This window comes from Amycolatopsis sp. NPDC001319 (genome assembly GCF_042896185.1).
Lineage (GTDB): Bacteria > Actinomycetota > Actinomycetes > Mycobacteriales > Pseudonocardiaceae > Amycolatopsis.
On the sequence record NZ_JBIAWY010000009.1, the window covers coordinates 389,767 to 406,126 of the forward strand.

The window sequence follows — 16,360 nt, forward strand, 5'->3', positions numbered from 1 at the left end:
CTCCTGGCGCCCTTGACATCACGAACGGTATAGCTGAACTATGACTGTCGTCAAGAAAACGACATACGGACGGGAAGGCGCGATGACCACACACAGCGATGACCAGCTGGGCCGCGCACGGGTGACGGACAACGAAGATCTGCGGGCGTACTACGAGAAGCTGGAGCAGCTCGACGCCGGTGCACTGTGGACGATCGCGAACAAGATCGAGCCGTGGTACCCGCAGCCGCAGTCCGTACCGATCAAGTGGAGCTACGAGCAGCTGCGCCCGCTGGTGCTCGAAGCGCTCAACCTCGTCAGTGGCGACGACGCCGGCCGCCGCGTGGTGGCGCTCTACAACCCGCTGCGGCGCGACATCGCCGCCACCGTCGGCCTGCTGTACACCGGCCTGCAGGTGATGGGTCCCGGCGAGTCGATGACCGCGCACCGGCACCAGGCCGCCGCGCTGCGCTTCGTGCTGGAGGGCACCGGCGCGTGGACGATCGTCGACGGGCAGAAACTCAAGGTCGGCCCGCGCGACTTCGCCATCACGCCGAACTGGACCTGGCACGAGCACGGCAACGAGGGCCTCGAAGGCGTCGACGGCCCGGTCATCTGGCAGGACGGGCTCGACATCCCGCTGGTCAACGCGCTCGACGCGCCGTTCTACGAGGTGCACCCGGACATCTACCAGAAGCAGGACGGGGTCGTGAACTCCTCACTGTTCACCTACGGCGCCGGACAGCTGCGCCCGTTCGGCGACACCTGGCACAAGAACCACTCGCCGCTGCTGGCCTATCCGTGGGAACCGACCTACGAAGCGCTCCTCAACGCGGCGAAGGCGAGCGACGGTTCGCCCTACGACGGCATCATCATGGAGTACAGCAACCCGCTCACCGGCGGTTCGGTGATGCCGACGATGAGCGCGCACATGCAGCTGCTGCGCGCCGGCGAGTCCACGCTGGCCCACCGCCAGGTCGGGTCGAAGATCTACACCGCGGCCAAGGGCAGCGGCACCTCGATCGTCGCGGGCAAGCGCATCGACTGGTCCGAGGGAGACATCTTCTGCGTCCCGTCGTGGGCGTGGCACGAACACGCCAACGCCAGCCGCTCCGACGACGCGTGCCTGTTCTCGTTCAACGACTTCCCGGTGATGCGTTCGCTCGGCTTCTTCCGCGAAGAGGCCTATTCGGACAACGACGGCCACCAGCTCGTCGCCTGACTTCCCTGTCCACTTCGAACGGAGTTCCTTTCATGCTGCTCGTCACGTTCGCCGGTTCCGACGGCCAGGACCGGCTCGGGATCCAGGACGGCGCCGACGTCATCGACGTCCGGGCCGCGGCGACCCACCGCGGAACCGCCGCCCCGGCGTCGATGCTCGATGCGATCCACGCCGGCACGGCGGCGCTGGAGTCCCTCGTGGACTCACCCGTGCGGAGTCCACTGGAGACGGTGACCCTGCGCACGCCCCTGCGGCCGGGCAAGATCGTGGGCGTCGGGCTCAACTACACCGAGCACGTCGCCGAGTCCGCGCGCACGCTCGACACCGACAAGGAGCTGCCGCAGCGCCCGGTGCTGTTCAGCAAGCCGGCCACCGCCGTCGTCGGGCCGGGGGAGCCGATCCGGCACGACGGTGACCTCACCGCGCAGCTGGACTGGGAGTGCGAGCTCGCCGTGGTGATCGGGAAAACGGCGAAGCGCGTCTCGAAAGAAAACGCGATGGACCACGTCTTCGGCTACAGCATCGTCAACGACATCAGCGCGCGCGACCAGCGGCGGTCGGGCCAGTGGTTCTTCTCCAAGGGCCAGGACTCCTACGCGCCGTTCGGCCCGGCGATCCGGACCGCGGACGACGTGGCCGACCCGTACGCGCTGGAGCTGTCGCTGCGCGTGAACGGTGACGTGAAACAGAAGTCGAGCACGAAGTACATGCTGTTCCGCATCGCCGAGCTGATCGCCGACATCAGTTCCGGCATGACGCTGGAGCCGGGTGACGTGATCGCGACCGGGTCCCCGGCGGGGGTGGGCGCCAGCTTCACCCCGCAGCAGTTCCTCACGCCCGGCGACGTGGTGGAAGCGTCCATTCAGGACATCGGCACGCTGCGCAACCCCGTGGTGGACGCCCGATGACCGGCCGGACCTACCGCATCGGCCAGATCGTGCCGAGCTCCAACGTCACGATGGAGACCGAGATCCCGGCGATCTTCCGGGCGCGCGAGACCGTCGCGCCGGAGCGGTTCACGTTCCACTCCAGCCGGATGCGGATGAAACACGTGCGCAAGGAGGAGCTCGCGGCGATGGACGCCGACTCCGGGCGGTGCGCGGCCGAGCTTTCGGACGCCCACGTCGACGTGCTCGGGTACGCGTGTCTCGTCGCCATCATGAGCCTCGGTCCCGGTTACCACCGCACTTCGGAGTCGGCGCTCGCCCGGATCACCGAGGAGAACGACGCGCCGGCCCCGGTCGTCACGAGCGCGGGGGCCCTGGTGAACGCGCTGGACGTGCTGGGGGCGAAGTCGATCGCCGTGATCTGCCCGTACCTCAAGCCGTTGACCGAGACGGTCGTGGACTACATCCGCGACGAGGGCGTGGCCGTGACCGACTACGTGGCGCTGGAGATCCCCGACAACCTCGAGGTGGCCGCCCACGACCCGCGCAAGCTCGTGCCGCTGGCGCGCGACCTCGACCACAGTGGAGCCGACGCGGTGGTGCTGTCCGCGTGTGTGCAGATGCCTTCACTCGCGTCGATCGACATCGTCGAGAACGAGCTCGGCAAACCCGTGCTCTCGGCGTCGATCGCCACCGCCCACCAGATGATGCGCGCGCTCGGCCTGCCCGCCGTCGCGCCCGGCGCCGGCGCCTTGCTGTCCGGCCGCTACGCCGAATCCCCTTATCCCGTCCCGCCCGCCGTCGGCTGACGGACTCCCAGGAAGGCCGCAGATGGAGCTCACCCCATCGGCCCACATCGACTCGTTCTGCCGCGACAACCTCCCCGCGCCGGCGGACCGGCCCGAGTTCCGGTTCACGCTGCCGGAGCTCGCCTACCCGCCGAGGCTCAACTGCGCCGTCGAGCTGCTGCGCGGGAGTATCGACCGCTTCGGCCCCGACCGGCCGTGCCTACTCACCGACACCCAGACCTGGAGCTACGCCGACCTCGACCGGCGCAGCGACCAGGTCGCCCACGTCCTCGTGCGGGACTTCGGGGTGGTGCCCGGAAATCGGGTGCTGCTGCGCGGGCCGAACAACCCGTGGCTGGTGGCCGCGTGGTTCGCGGTGCTCAAGGCGGGCGCGGTGCCCGTCACGACGATGCCGCTGCTGCGGGCCCGCGAGATCGACGACCTCGTGGAGCTGACGCGGCCGCGCCTGATCGTCACCGACCACCGCTTCGCCGCCGATCTCGCGGACGTCGCGTTGCCGGTGCTGACCTACGGCGCCGACGGTCCCGGCGACCTGGTGGCCCGGGCGGGCGAGGTCCGGGAGGCGTTCACCGCCGTGGACACCGCGGCCGACGACGTCGCCCTGCTGGCCCCGACGTCCGGCACCACCGGCAAACCCAAGGCCACCATGCACTTCCACCGCGACGTGCTGGCCACCACGGACACCTTCGCCCGGCACGTCCTCAAGCCCGTCGCCGACGACGTCTTCACCGGCACTCCGCCGATCGGCTTCACCTTCGGCCTCGGGGGCCTGGTCCTGTTCCCCCTCCGCTTCGGCGCTTCGACGCTGTTGCTGGAAAAAGCGTCGCCGGACGAGCTCGCCGACGCCGTCGAACGTCACCACGTCACGGTGCTGTTCACCGCGCCCACCGCGTACAAGGCCCTGCTGTCTTCCGGAAAAGCGGCGGCGCTGTCGAAACTCCGCCGCTGTGTGTCCGCGGGCGAACACCTGCCCGTGGCCACGTGGGAGGAGTTCCACACCGCGACCGGCATCAAGATCATCAACGGCATCGGCGGCACGGAGATGCTCCACATCTTCGTGTCGGCGGCCGACGACGACATCCGTCCGGGCTCCACGGGCCGCGCGGTCCCCGGCTTCGAGGCGACCGTCCTCGACGACGCCGGCCGGTCCGTCCCCGACGGCACACCCGGCCGCCTCGCGGTGAAAGGCCCCACGGGCTGCCGCTACCTCGCCGACAGCCGACAGAAGAACTACGTCGACAACGGCTGGAACGTCACCGGCGACACGTACCTCCGCGACGCCGACGGCTACTTCTGGTACCAGGCCCGCAACGACGACATGATCGTCTCCTCCGGCTACAACATCGCCGGCCCCGAGGTGGAGCAGGCCCTGCTGTCCCACCCGGACGTGCTGGAGGCCGCCGTGGTCGCTGCCCCGGACCCGGCGCGCGGCACCATCGTCCACGCGTTCGTCCACTTGCGACCGGGCGCGGCCGAGGACGCCGCCGCGCTGCAGGCGTTCGTGAAGCAGGCGATCGCGCCGTACAAGTACCCCCGGGCGATCGACTTCGTCACGGAGCTGCCGAAAACCCCGAGCGGGAAGATCCAGCACTACCGGCTCAGGGAGCTGGTGGCCACGCGGGACCGGTGACGCCGAGCCGTCGCTCGCCCGGTGGGCGACGGTCCGCTCCTTGCCCATCCGGCCCCTTCGCCCGGTGATCGTCGACGCCGGCAGGCACCGGGCGAAGGGGCCGGGTGTCACCGAGCGGCTTCCCGGCCCAGCAGCAGGTCCGCCGCCCGTTCCGCCACCGCGAGCACCGTCGCGTTGGTGTTCGCGCCGATGAGGGCGGGGGGGGACCGAAGCGTCGGCGATGCGGAGGCCGGTGACGCCGTGGACGTTCAGCGCCGGGTCCACCACCGGGCCCAGTGCGCAGGTACCGCAGGCGTGGAAGTAGCTGCCTGTGCTCTGGCGCAGGAAGTCCTCCTCGGCCGCGGGGTTCATCGAAGCCGGCCCGGGCAGGACTTCCTTGTCGCGCCAGGGATCCAGCGCACCGGCGGTGCCGACGTGGCGGGCGAGGCGCAGGCCGGCCAGCATGCCGGCGAGGTCGCGCGGGTCGCTCAGCAGCGCGGGGTCCACGACGGGCGCGACGGCCGGATCGGCCGACGCCAGCGTCACCGAGCCGCGGGAGTGCGGGTACAGGTAGCTGAAGCCGATGGTGAACCCGGTCGCCGGGCCGGAAAGGGGCGGCCGGAAGTACGGGATGTCCAGGAACAGCAGCTGCACGTCGGGCGTCTCGAGGTCGGCGCTGCTGCGCACGGCGGCGACGAGGTCGCTGTGGTTGTTGGCGCCGTCGGGCAGGGCGCGGGCGTTCGAGTAGACGACGCCGGTCAGCGGGTGGTCCTGCAGGTTCCGGCCGACGTCCGGCAGCGCGATCCGCGGGGTGACCCCGGCCTGCGCCAGCGCGGCCGGGTCGCCGATGCCCGAGAGCATCAGCAGGTGCGGCGAGCCGATCGCGCCGGCGGCCAGCACCACGGACCGCTCGGCTTCGGCGGAAGCCGTGCCGTCGCCGGCGCGGTACTCGACGCCGGTGCAGTGGCCGCCGGCGAGCACGAGCCGGGTCACGAGCGCGCCGGTCACCACGGTCAGGTTCGGCCGGTTCAGCACGGGCGCAGGTAGGCGTCGGCGGCCGACTGGCGCGCGCCGTCGACGATGTTCATCTCCAGCCAGGTCGCGCCTTCCGGCTCGGTGCCGTTGAGATCGGGCGTCTCGGGGAACCCGCGCTCCCGCACGGCGGCCAGCGCGGCGTGGGCCAGCGGGTGCCGCACGGGCGGCGGCGCGACCCGCATGGGGCCGTCGGTGCCGCGGTACTTCGGGTCGCTGCCGGGGCGCGCGGTCTCGCTGCGGCGGAAGTAGGGCAGCAGGTCGTCGTAGCGCCAGCCGTCGACGCCCCACGCGTCGTAGCCGGCCCGGTGGCCCCGCAGGTGCGCCATGGCGTTGATCGAGCTCGACCCGCCGAGCGTGCGCCCGCGCGGGTAGGGCAGCTCGACGCCGTGCAGGCCCGGCTGCGGGGTGGTGTGGAAGTTCCAGTCGACCGGGCTGCCCAGCAGCGCCGGCCACGCGGGCGGCACGCCCATCACGTCCGGTCCGGTCGCCGGGCCGGCCTCCAGCAGCAGGACGGTCGTCGCCGCGTCTTCGCTCAGCCGCGCGGCGAGGACCGAACCGGCCGTGCCCCCGCCCACGACCACGTAGTCGTACTTCATCTCTCGGGTGTCCCTCCTCGACGGGCCCCTCCGGGTGCCCACGGCCCCATGAAGCCAGACCCACGCGGGTGAAAGAGGGCTCAGCCGGGACTTGCCGTTCCTAGGATCGGCGTCACACGAGCGACCGGTCGGGGCAGTTCCGCGGGTACGGCCGGTCCGCACCGGACGGCCCCGCGTCCGGGCCGACGTAGGCTGTGACCAGGCGAAAGGACGGGTGCCGATGCGGGGCTCCGAGCTCGGCGAGTTCCTGAGGACCAGGCGCGCCCGCGTCGACGTCGCCCAGGTCGGCCTGCCGCCGACGGCGCGGCGCCGCGTGCCCGGGCTGCGCCGCGAGGAAGTCGCGGCCCTGGCCGGGCTCAGTGCCGACTACTACGCGCGCCTGGAGCAGGGCCGTCAGCTCACGGCGTCACACGAGGTGCTCGACGCGCTGGCCCGCGTGTTCGGGCTCGACGAGGCCGAACGCGCCCACCTGCGCCGCCTGTCCGCGCGCCGCGCCGGTCCGCCGGACACCCCCGCGCGCTGCGTCGGGCCCGGCATGCGCGGCCTGCTCGACGAGCTGGGTCGCGTGCCCGCGATCCTGCTCGGCCGCCACACCGAGGTGCTCGCCGCGAACCGGATCGCGCGCCTGGTGTTCGCCGACTTCCCCGGCATGCCCGCACGCGACCGCGTGGTGGTGCGGTGGCTGCTGTGCGACGAGTCCGCCCGCGCCCTGCACGACGACTGGGAGGGCATCGTCGAGGAGATGATCGGCATGCTGCGCCTGGCGGTCGGCCGCGACCCCGGGGACCTGCGCGCCCGGCGGCTGGTGGCCGAGCTGTCGGCTACCAGCCCGCTGTTCCGCCGCGTCTGGGCCGACCACCGCGTGGAGGCGACTCCGCGCTCGACCAAGCGGATGTTCCACCCCGTCGCGGGCGAGCTGAACTTCTACGTCGAGCACCTGGCCTCCCAAGGCGCCGGCGGACAGAGCCTTTTCACCTTCGTCCCCCGCCCCGGAACGGGCACCGCGGAGGCGGTCGACAAGCTCCTGGCCAGGGAAAACGTGCCGGTGAGCTGACCTTCGCGTCCAGGGTGGACCCTGGTCGGCTGTGACCGGGGCCACCTCCGGTGATTCATTCGTGACCCGATCGGGTAAGTCGACAGGAAGTGCGCTAACCGCGGATCGGGGAGGTGGTGGCGTTGACCGGGGCCCGAAGTGCCGGCCGTCCGGGCACGTGGGTGCTGCCGCTGCACGGCACCACGGCGGCGACGGTGCGGACCATGCGGAGATGGGTGTCGGAGCACCTGGCCACGCTGGGTGACGAGCACCGCGACGACGTGCTCCTCGTCGCCACCGAACTGCTGGCCAACGCCCACGACCACGGCGACGGCCCGCGCCACCTGCAGCTGTGGCACAGCCTGCGCCCGTGCACCGTGCGGGTCGAGGTGGCCGACCGCAATCTCGTGCAGCCGACCATGGGCCTGTCGCGCCTGCCCGGCCCGCGCGGCCGCGGGCTCCTGCTCGTCGATCGCCTGTCGGTGACGTGGGGCGTGCTGCCCGAGACCGAGTTCGAGCGCAAGACGGTGTGGGCGCAGATCCCGTGCCTCGGCCGGTGCCCCCGGCCCGGGCGTACCGCCGACCAGACCACCTACGGCGGCGGGTCCGGCGAGCTGGCCGGCTGAGGCCACGACTGTCCCCTGTGGACGGACTCATCCGCCGGGGGTGACCTCGCCGCCGTGGCCGCCCTCGTGCGTCGCGGCTCCGCGAACCCGCCCGCGGGAGCCCCGCCGCCGACGCTCCCACCGCGCCGGCCCAGGTCTCATCCGGCACGGGTGAAGCGCGAGCCGTGTGCGGACGGTGACCGTATCCCCGGGACCCACCGGCCGGAGCCGCCGCGCAGGTCCGGCCACACCGGCAGTGACATCGGGGAGTCGCCCGTCGACGCGGGGCACCGCCGCAGCCCCCAACCCGGACGAGGGTGAGGTGGTCTCGTGAAGCTGCGCGGACGAACCGGTGCCACCAAGCGCAAGCGCTCCCAGCCGGGGCCGGTCGCGCCGACCTTCCCGCCGGGGAGCGCTCTGCCGCGGGTGCTCGTGATCATGGTCGGCGCCGCGTCGGTCGTCATCACCTTGGCCGGCCTGCGGGCGATCGCGTTCATCGTCGGGCCCGTGTTCCTGGCGATGGTCATCGTGGTCACCGCGAGCCCCGTGCAGGCCTGGCTGCGGCGCAAGGGCTGGCCGCGCTGGCTCACGACGGTCGTGCTCGTCACGGTGGTCTACCTGGTGATCGTGAGCCTGGTGTTCGTGGTGATCGTGTCACTGGCGCAGCTCGCGACGTTGCTGCCGACCTATGCGTCGAAGGCCAGCGACCTGCTGCGGTCCGTCACCGACAAGCTCGCCCAGTTCGGCGTGGGACCGCAGCAGCTGCGCGAGATGGTGTCTTCACTGGATCTCGGCAAACTCTCGAACTTCGTCGGTTCGCTGCTCTCCGGCATCGGCGGTGTGCTCACCAACCTCGTGTTCCTGCTGGCGCTGCTGCTGTTCCTCAGCACCGAGGCCACCTGGGCCGACAAGCGGCTGGACGCCATCGACACCGACCGGCCGTGGCTCACCGCCGCGTTCCACCGCTTCGCCGCGGGCACCCGCAGCTACATCCTCGTGACCACCGTCTTCGGCTTCATCGTGGCGGTGCTCGACGGGGCTGCGCTGGCGATCATCGGTATCCCCGTGCCGATCCTGTGGGGGCTGCTGGCCTTCGTCACCAACTACATCCCCAACGTCGGGTTCGTGCTGGGGGTGATCCCGCCGGCGCTGCTGGGCCTGCTCGACGGCGGCTGGGAGAAGATGATCGTCGTCATCGTGGTCTACTGCGCGCTGAACTTCGTGGTGCAGTCGCTCATCCAGCCACGCTTCGTGGCCGGTTCCGTCGGGCTCTCGACGCTGGTGACCGTGCTCTCCCTGGTCTTCTGGACGTGGCTGCTCGGCCCGCTGGGCGCGATCCTCGCCGTGCCGGCGACGCTGCTGATCAAGGCGCTGTTCGTGGACATCGACCCGACGGCGGGCTCGGCCGACGCACTCATCCGCATGGTCGCCAGGAGCCCCGACCGCGAGCCGGCTCCCGAAGCGGCTCCCGAAGCCGCGGCCGAGGAACCCGGGAAACCGGCGAAACCCCGCGCCGACACCGGCGCGGACCCCGGAGAACCGGGGCCCGCGCCGGCCTGACCGCCCCGGTCAGAGCTTCTTCATCTCCTTGCCGTGCACCGCGAGCGCGTAGATCACGAGCACGTCGATGGCGATGATGAGCATCGACCACAGCGGGTACGCCGGCAGGAACGCGAGGTTCACGATCGCGCTCAGGCCCGCGAGGACGATTCCGGTGATCTGCGCTGCCCGGTTGCCCATGAAGACGCCGATGCCGACGAGGATCAGCAGGGCGCCGAGGGCGAGGTGCACCCAGCCCCACGTGGTGTAGTTGACCGAGACGACGAGCCCCGTCTCGTCAACCACGAAATAGCGGGTGTTGAGCAGCGCGACGAGCCCTTCGATCACCTGGAAGGCGCCCAGCAGCATCATCATGGTCGCGGCGAAGGCGACCCAGCCGGTCCAGCCGCTCGGTATCGACTGGCTGTCAGGGCGACGGCCGGTGGTTCCGCCGGCCTCGGTGTGCGGCGCTCGTGCTCCCGTGTCGGTCATGGTGAGAGTCCTCTCGTGTCCGCGGGATCCGTGCCCGTGGCGGTCTTGCGGAAAGCGTCGGACTCCGGCGCGGGTCCGGCCTCATCTGTCGCGGATGAAGCCTCACGCGAGACCGTGCTCGCGGGCGACGAGCACGGCGTCGCGGCGGTTCGTCACGCCGAGCTTCACGTAGATCGCGCGAACGTGGGTCTTGACGGTGTTGACGGACACCGTCAGGTCCGCGGCGATCTCGTCGAGTGAGCGTTGCGACGGCAGCCGCTGCAGCACGACCTGCTCGCGCTCGGTGAGGCGGTCGTCCACGGGCGCCGGGTCGAAGCGGCGCAAGCGGTCGCGAACCGACGCCGCGAAGCCGTCGAGCCGGCCGAAGCCGCCCGAGTGGTCCACGAGCAGGTGCCGCACGGCCGGGTCGGCCAGCGCGAACGGCCGCACGAAGTCACCGCCGACCGCCAGGCCCAGCGCGTGTTCCAGCGTCCGCAGCGCCTCGGTGCGCCGCCCGGCGCGCAGGGCGAGCGCGGCTTCGGTGAGCTCGACGTCGACGGGCGTGGTCGGCAGGAGCGCCGCGCGGCGGGTGCGCACCGCGGCCGCGGCCTCGTCGGGCCGGCCGGCGGCGAGGTGGGTCCACGCCTGCATCAGGTCCAGCTCGCGCGTGTCGGGGAGACGGTCGCGCGCCCACAGGAGGACTTCGTTGGCGTGCAAGGGTTCCCCGAGGAACACGGCCGCGTGGTGCTCCAGCACGGCGACGAGCGCGGCCGGGCCGGCGGCGAGCTCGCCGAGGTCGTGGCGGGCGCGGCGCATGGTCTCGAGGCCGTCGCGGCGGTCCTCGCTGTCGAACTGCGCCGCGCCGCCGAGGAACGCGCCCAGCGGCATGGCCGCGTCGCACGCTTCGCGGGCGGCAGCCGCCGGGTCGAGCCGGAGCAGGTGGTCGCACGCGAGCACGAGCCGGCAGACGGCCAGCCACGGCGACCGCGGCCAGCCGTGCCGGACGGCGAGCTCGACGGCCTCCTGGCCGGCCGCTCGGGCCGCGTCCTGGTTTCCGCCGAACGCGTCGGCCACGGCGAGCGCGGCGAGGCCGTGGAGCACGAGGTAGTCCTGGCCGTCGGCGCGTGCGGCGGCGAGGGTGTCGCGGAGGCGTTTGGTCGCGTCGCGCCACGCGCCGCGGCAGAGCGAGGACCACGCGCGGTCGAGGTCCGCCCAGGTGCCCGGCTCGGCGGGGCCGGGCCCGTCCGGACGGCGGCCCTCGGCCAGCGCCTGATGGCGGGCCAGCAGGGGGTCGTCGGACGGTTCGGCCGGGTCGCCGCTCTGGATGGCGGCGAGCGTGCGGGCGGCGCGCAGGCCGGGGTCGAGGTCGGCACCCAGGTGGGCCAGGGTTTCGCGCACGGCGACGTCGTCGCCGGCGAGCAGGCACGGGATGGCGTGGGCGTGGAGGAGCTCGACGATGCCGTCGCGGTCGAGGCCGGCGACGGCGTGTTCGAGCGCTTCGCCGATGCGCTCCTCGTTCGCGAACCAGCGCGCGGCCGTGGCGTGCAGCTCGCCCGCGAGGCCGGGGTAGCGCAGGTCGAGGTCGGCCCGCAGGTAGGAACGCAGCAACGGCTGCACGCGGTAGGAGGCGCTGGGGTCGTCGATGCGCGCGACGAGGAACGTGTGGCGCTCCAGCTCGGCCAGCACCGCGCCCGCGTCTTCTCGCGCGGCCAGTTCACGGGCCAGCGCGGCCGGCACGGCGTCGCACACGCTGATGCGGCGCAGCAGCTCGGGCGCGCCTTCCGGCAGGCGGGCGAGCACCTCGTCGGCCAGGAACCCGGCCACGGAGCGGTCGTCGCCGTCGAGCTGGGTGAGGAAGGCGTCGACGTCGGCCCCGGTCCGCAGCGACACCGCGGCCCAGTGCACGGCGGCGGTCCAGCCCGCCGTGCGCTCGACGAGGCGGCGCACATCGTCCTCGCCGCAGCGCACGCCCGTGACCCGCAGCAGCTGCGCGGTCTCGGCGGTGGTGAAGCGGAGGTCGTCCGCGCTGACGCGGGCGAGGTCGCCCTGCACCTGCAGGCGCGCGAGCTGCAGCCGGGGATCGGCGCGCGCCGCGAGCGTGAGGCGCAGCCCGGCGGGCGGGGTGCGGATGAGCGCGGTCATGTCGTGCAGTGGGCCGGCGGCCACGATCTCCTGGAAATCGTCGAGCACCAGGTGGACCGGGGCGGGCAACGCGTCGAGGGCGTCGACGAGCTCGGCGAGGAAATCCGCGCGGCTGTCGCCTTCCGGCGCCGCCACGGTGTGGACCCGGCTGTCGGCGGGCACGGTTTTGTCGAGCGCGCAGAGGATCGCGGACCAGAAGTGGCGCGGGTCGTTGTCGTCGGGGTCCAGGGAGACCCACGCGACCGGCCGGGTCGTGGCCCACTCGGCCAGCAGCGCGGTCTTGCCGAAGCCGGCGGGCGCGCAGACGGCCGTGACGGGACTGCCGGCGGCCGCGTCGAGCGCCTCGAGCAGTCGTGGGCGCGTCACGAAATCCGGTGGCAGCAAGGGCATTGTCACCTTCGCGCCCGGCACCCGCCACCGGTTGGTCCTCGACCGGCCGGCTCCACTCACGCCTTCGACCGTAAGGCGTCGCTGTGACGAAGGAAGGGCCGAACGTCCCAACTAACTGTCCACGAGACCGCGTCGGACGGCCGAACGCACGGCCTCCCGTCGCGAGCCGACGCCGAGCTTCCGGTACAAAGCGCGGACGTGCGTTTTCACGGTGTTGGGCGACACCATGAGGTCTCCGGCGATCTCGTCGAGCGAGCGGACCGTCGGCAGAAGGCGCAGCACCGTCCGCTCACGTTCGGTGAGCGCGACGGCGTCAGGCTGCCTTCCGCGGACCGCGCGCGCTTGGCGGAGGTCCGTGGTGAAGCGGTGGCCGCCGGGCACGTCGAGCAGCGCCAGGTCGAGCACCTCCGGGGCCGCGGTGACGAGCGGGCGGAGGACGCCGAGCCGCTCGGCCGGGCCGAGCGCCTTCGCGACGGCGCGCCGCGCCCGGACGTCCTCACCGCAGCGCAGGGCGATTTCGGCTTCGAGCAGCCAGGCCGTGACCGGGGTCCACGGCAGCACCGGGGCGACCGCGCCGTCGAGCAGCGGGCGCAGCAGGTTGCGCGCGTGGCCGTCGCGGCCGAGCACGACCTGCGTGCTCGCGCGGACCAGGAGGATCTCGGCGGCCGCGGGGATCCGTTCGCGCGCCCAGGTGAGCACGTCACGGGCGGTTTCGCCGCGGCCGAGGCGCGTGGCGGCGTCGTGCTCGCACACGGCGGCGAGGGCGACGACGCCGTCGGGCAGGGGAGCGGGACCTTCGGCGAGACGGGCGTCGGTCATGCGGCGCAGCCCGGCCGAGCGCTGCCCGCCGTCGAAGCGCGCGGTTCCTTCGAGGGTGGCGGTCAGCAGCGTGAGGCCGTTGTCACCGAGGGCGTCGGTGGTGGCGAGCACGCGCGCGACGCGCTCGATCTGGGCGAGGCAGGCCGACGCGTCGGCGCGCAGCAGGGCCCCGCAGGCCAGGATGAGTGAGGTTTTCGCGCCGGCGACGGTGTCGCGCCAGCCGTGGGTTTCCGCGAGCGTGTCGGCGTCGCGGGCGAGGGCGGTCATGGCGCGGAAGTCGCCCGTGGCCGCGGCGATCCCGGCGAGCACGGTGAGGCACTGCTGTTCCAGGTGCCCGTGGCCGTGCGCGCGGGCGAAGGCCAGCGCCGACTCCACGGGCCGGCGGGCCTCGACGGCGCGGCCGGCGGCGAGCAGCGCCTGGCCGGACTCCAGCAGCGTCATGGCGCTGAGCGCGGAACCCTGCACGGCGACGGCGTCGATGTCGCCTTCGAGAGAGCCCGCGGCGTGGGCGAAACGGGAGTCGACGAGCCCGCGCAACGCGTGCAGCTCGCGCGACGGCTCGCGGGGCCACGCGCGTTCGGCCAGCGTGACCTGGGCGCGCGCGGCACCGGGGCGGGCGGCGTCGAGGTGTTCGAGCGCGCCGGTGAGGGCGAGCCACGGGTCGTCGCCGACCACGTCGTCGCTGAGCGCCGCGCGGGCTCGGCGCAGCACGTCGTGTTCGCCGGCGAGCAGCAGGTCGAGCGCGTGGCGGCGCAGCAGGTCCGCGACGAGCGCGGCGTCGCCGGCCTCCAGCGCGTGGGACACGGCGTCGCCGGCCTGGTGGCGCGCGCGCAGCCACTCGGCGGCGCGGCGGTGCAGCGCGGGCACCCGGCGGGGCGTGCGGAGCATGAGGTCGGTGAGCAGGTGGGCGCGCAGCAGCGTGTGCAGGCGGTAGATCCGGCGGCCGGCGCCGGTGCGGAACAACATCGCCGTGCGGTGTTCCAGATGCGCCAGCACTTCGCCCGCGTCGGCGCGCCCGGACAGCGCGGTGGCGAGCGACGCGGAAACGCTTTCGCACACGCTGATCTCGCGCAGGAACTGACGCTCCTCTTCGGACAGTGGCGCGAGGACCTCGTCGACGAGGTAGGCGCTCACCGTCGGGTCGGCGCCGGTGAACTCCGCGCCGCCCTTGAGGGTTTCGGCCGCCAGGCGCAGCCCGCTCGCCCAGCCCTCCGTGCGCGTGACGAGCCGGTCGACCTGCTCGGCGCCGATGGTGACGCCTTCGGCGGTGAGCAGCGCCGCGGCTTCGTCGGGGCGGAATCGAAGGTGGTCGGAGCGCAGGTCGGCGAGCCGGCCGGAGAGCCGCAGCCGGGCCAGCGGGAGCGGTGGGTCCCAGCGCGTCGACAGCACGAGCCGCAACCCGCGCGGGCGCAGGCGAAGCAGCTGTTCCACGTCGCGCAACGGTTCCGTCGCCACGAGCTCGTGCACGTCGTCGAGGACCAGGCGCAGCGGCGCGGGCAGGGTGTCGAGGGCGTCGACGAGGTCGGCCAGGAAACTCGGGCTGTCCGCGTCGAAGTCGTGCAGGCCGGGCGCCGCGGGGGTCAGCGCATCGAGGAGTCCGGAGCGGAACCGGTACTGGTCGTTGTCGGCGGCGTCGAGCGAAAGCCACGCCGCGGAACCGAGTCCGCCGCTGCGCAGCCATTCCGCGAGGACGAGGGTCTTGCCGGATCCCGCGGGCGCACACACCATCGTGGCGGCTTCCGGCGCCGCGCGATCGAGAGCTTTCAGCAGCCGCGGCCGGGACACGAACCCGTCCGGCAACTCGGGCACACTCCTCTTGCGCCGCGGCACGCGCGGCTTTTCCTTGTGGGACACCCGCTTCTCCCTCCAGCCCCGCCGGATCCCACTGTTGCACGCCCACCGCCCGAACACGAGCTCATCCGGCACGGGCGAGGACGCCCACCCGTGCACGCGCGACGGTGGCGGCGAGGGGCGCTCGAAGGGCCAGACGGGAGGCTCAGGTGTCGCAGTCCAGCTACGTTTTCCGCGTCTCCGGCCGCCTGTCCGACCGCGCCGCCCACGCCGTCGTCGACTTCGGCGAGCTGGAAGTCGCCGCCGCCCCACCGGAAACGATCATCTACTGCCACGTCACCGACGAGGAACGCCTGCACCGCTTGCTGAGCCTCTTCCGCGTCCTCGGCCTCGACGTCGTTTCCATGCACCAAGTCCCGTGATTTTCCCGCCGGCACGGCTTTTTCACGCCCGTCGGCATTCGGGTGAGCTTCGTCGGCCCGGCTAACACCCCGTGGTGGAGCGGCGACGTACCGGTTCTGCTCGTCACGAAGGGAAGTCCGCCAGGTCAGGGTGGTGGCTGCGGCCGGGCTCGCCGCGGCCGGCCCAGGGGGTCACGGACGGTGATGGCTTGGGGCGATCACGGCGCCGTCCCGCGGTGACCGCGGAGCCGCAGACACGCCGCGGGCGGTCAACGCGTTCGACCCGCTCTCCGATGTCGCAGCGGGCCGGTTCGTCCCGACCGCACCCTCAGCGCGGCCGGGGCGACGGCCTCGGGGGCAGCTCGTCCAGGAGAATCGCGTCGAGCCGGCCCGAAGCCTTCCGCAGGCTCCGCGTCGCCAGCCGCACCAGGACTCCCGCGGCCACGACGACGAGCACCCCGAGGCTGATCACCCCGGCGTGCGCCAGCAGCACCTCCCGGTAGTGCCGCGCCAGAAACCCGACGGCGATCCCGACGGCCACCGCGTCCACCAGCGCCACCCGAACCAGCCCCGGCCCGGGCGGACGTCGTGCGGCACCCATTGCTCAACCCTCCCGAGCGGGGTCGTGGCGGCGACGTCCTTGCAACCTAGACGACCCGTCCCACTCCACGGCACAACCTCAACCTGTTCGGCGTACTGCACCGGCCCACCCCGGGCCCTGTGATATTTTGGATCGAACTGGGGCTCATGTGCTAATGCAAACTTGGGTGCCAGCGAGGGGCCGGTAGCTCAGTTGGTTAGAGCAGGGGACTCATAATCCCTTGGCCGTCGGTTCGAGCCCGACCCGGCCCACTCTTCAAGCCTATATTGTGCCTCTCACCTGCGTAAACGTGGTCATTAGTTGATCTTCGCGAGACTCTTGGCAAGGTGCCAACAACTAGAACAGCGCTTGGAACCCAAGGGATTATCCGAGTACGACTGATCTCATGACCGCCGCTGAGGCACCGGACGAGGTGCTGGACTCCGGAGGAC

General features: G+C 72.5%; 12 protein-coding genes, 1 tRNA gene and 1 pseudogene. 9 read left to right on the plus strand and 5 right to left on the minus strand.

Features of this window, described 5'->3' with window-relative positions; all coding sequences use genetic code 11:
* Window positions 1-82: 82 nt before the first annotated feature.
* From ACFY1H_RS33010 to ACFY1H_RS33025, 4 genes are read left to right on the plus strand one after another with little or no spacing between them, the layout of a single operon-like run.
* The gene (locus ACFY1H_RS33010; protein WP_386952990.1) at window positions 83-1,201 is read left to right on the plus strand and encodes a cupin domain-containing protein; all 1,119 of its coding nucleotides are present in this window, start codon (window positions 83-85) and stop codon (window positions 1,199-1,201) included.
* Between the two features lie 32 nt (window positions 1,202-1,233).
* On the plus strand, window positions 1,234-2,109 hold the full coding sequence (locus ACFY1H_RS33015; RefSeq protein WP_366584957.1) for a fumarylacetoacetate hydrolase family protein: 876 nt from the start codon (window positions 1,234-1,236) through the stop codon (window positions 2,107-2,109).
* On the plus strand, window positions 2,106-2,897 hold the full coding sequence (locus ACFY1H_RS33020; protein ID WP_386952993.1) for an Asp/Glu racemase: 792 nt from the start codon (window positions 2,106-2,108) through the stop codon (window positions 2,895-2,897). Before ACFY1H_RS33015 ends, ACFY1H_RS33020 begins: the two co-directional genes overlap by 4 nt.
* Before the next feature lie 22 nt (window positions 2,898-2,919).
* Entirely contained in the window at window positions 2,920-4,527 is a 1,608-nt protein-coding gene (locus ACFY1H_RS33025; protein ID WP_366584961.1) for an AMP-binding protein, read from the plus strand.
* 255 nt (window positions 4,528-4,782) lie between these two features.
* On the opposite strand, the pseudogene ACFY1H_RS33030 reads toward ACFY1H_RS33025, so the two are convergent.
* Window positions 4,783-6,201: pseudogene (locus tag ACFY1H_RS33030) on the minus strand (GMC family oxidoreductase); the annotation flags it as partial.
* 156 nt (window positions 6,202-6,357) lie between these two features.
* On the opposite strand from ACFY1H_RS33030, the gene ACFY1H_RS33035 reads away from it, so the two are divergent.
* The 3 genes from ACFY1H_RS33035 to ACFY1H_RS33045 all read left to right on the plus strand — a co-directional run bounded on the left by ACFY1H_RS33035 (window position 6,358) and on the right by ACFY1H_RS33045 (window position 9,335).
* Window positions 6,358-7,191, plus strand: a complete 834-nt coding sequence (locus tag ACFY1H_RS33035; RefSeq protein WP_366584965.1) for a helix-turn-helix transcriptional regulator — start codon at window positions 6,358-6,360, stop codon at window positions 7,189-7,191.
* Window positions 7,192-7,313: 122 nt separating this feature from the next.
* Window positions 7,314-7,796, plus strand: coding sequence for an ATP-binding protein (locus ACFY1H_RS33040; RefSeq protein WP_366584967.1), 483 nt, complete (start codon window positions 7,314-7,316; stop codon window positions 7,794-7,796).
* Between the two features lie 309 nt (window positions 7,797-8,105).
* Window positions 8,106-9,335 carry an AI-2E family transporter gene (locus tag ACFY1H_RS33045; RefSeq protein ID WP_366584969.1) on the plus strand — a complete coding sequence of 410 codons (1,230 nt, stop codon included), beginning with the start codon at window positions 8,106-8,108 and terminating at the stop codon, window positions 9,333-9,335.
* Window positions 9,336-9,344: 9 nt separating this feature from the next.
* On the opposite strand, the gene ACFY1H_RS33050 is transcribed toward ACFY1H_RS33045, so the two are convergent.
* The 3 genes from ACFY1H_RS33050 to ACFY1H_RS33060 form a co-directional block, all read right to left on the minus strand.
* On the minus strand, window positions 9,345-9,806 hold the full coding sequence (locus ACFY1H_RS33050) for a hypothetical protein (protein ID WP_366584971.1): 462 nt from the start codon (window positions 9,804-9,806) through the stop codon (window positions 9,345-9,347).
* 102 nt (window positions 9,807-9,908) lie between these two features.
* Window positions 9,909-12,317: a LuxR C-terminal-related transcriptional regulator gene (locus ACFY1H_RS33055; RefSeq protein ID WP_366584973.1), complete on the minus strand. Its 2,409-nt coding sequence runs from the start codon at window positions 12,315-12,317 to the stop codon at window positions 9,909-9,911.
* A gap of 111 nt (window positions 12,318-12,428) precedes the next feature.
* Entirely contained in the window at window positions 12,429-14,990 is a 2,562-nt protein-coding gene (locus tag ACFY1H_RS33060) for a LuxR C-terminal-related transcriptional regulator (protein ID WP_366584975.1), read from the minus strand.
* A 146-nt stretch (window positions 14,991-15,136) separates the two neighbouring features.
* Here ACFY1H_RS33060 and ACFY1H_RS33065 point away from each other — a divergent pair, with 146 nt between their 5' ends.
* A complete protein-coding gene (locus tag ACFY1H_RS33065; protein WP_220242519.1) occupies window positions 15,137-15,349 on the plus strand; it encodes a hypothetical protein in 213 nt (70 codons plus the stop codon).
* 307 nt (window positions 15,350-15,656) lie between these two features.
* Here ACFY1H_RS33065 and ACFY1H_RS33070 read toward each other — a convergent pair whose 3' ends face one another.
* Complete coding sequence (locus tag ACFY1H_RS33070) at window positions 15,657-15,929, minus strand: hypothetical protein (protein ID WP_386953000.1); 273 nt, start codon at window positions 15,927-15,929, stop codon at window positions 15,657-15,659.
* A gap of 177 nt (window positions 15,930-16,106) precedes the next feature.
* Here ACFY1H_RS33070 and ACFY1H_RS33075 point away from each other — a divergent pair.
* Window positions 16,107-16,180 (plus strand) — tRNA-Ile (locus tag ACFY1H_RS33075).
* Window positions 16,181-16,360: the final 180 nt, after the last annotated feature.

What these genes read in the sequence shown, in the direction of transcription:
- ACFY1H_RS33010 (WP_386952990.1), top strand. Translation starts at nt 83, where the DNA reads ATGACCACACACAGCGATGACCAGCTGGGCCGCGCACGGGTGACGGAC.
- ACFY1H_RS33015 (WP_366584957.1), top strand. Translation starts at nt 1,234, where the DNA reads ATGCTGCTCGTCACGTTCGCCGGTTCCGACGGCCAGGACCGGCTCGGG.
- ACFY1H_RS33020 (WP_386952993.1), top strand. Translation starts at nt 2,106, where the DNA reads ATGACCGGCCGGACCTACCGCATCGGCCAGATCGTGCCGAGCTCCAAC.
- ACFY1H_RS33025 (WP_366584961.1), top strand. Translation starts at nt 2,920, where the DNA reads ATGGAGCTCACCCCATCGGCCCACATCGACTCGTTCTGCCGCGACAAC.
- ACFY1H_RS33035 (WP_366584965.1), top strand. Translation starts at nt 6,358, where the DNA reads ATGCGGGGCTCCGAGCTCGGCGAGTTCCTGAGGACCAGGCGCGCCCGC.
- ACFY1H_RS33050 (WP_366584971.1), bottom strand. Translation starts at nt 9,806, where the DNA reads ATGACCGACACGGGAGCACGAGCGCCGCACACCGAGGCCGGCGGAACC.
- ACFY1H_RS33055 (WP_366584973.1), bottom strand. Translation starts at nt 12,317, where the DNA reads ATGCCCTTGCTGCCACCGGATTTCGTGACGCGCCCACGACTGCTCGAG.
- ACFY1H_RS33070 (WP_386953000.1), bottom strand. Translation starts at nt 15,929, where the DNA reads ATGGGTGCCGCACGACGTCCGCCCGGGCCGGGGCTGGTTCGGGTGGCG.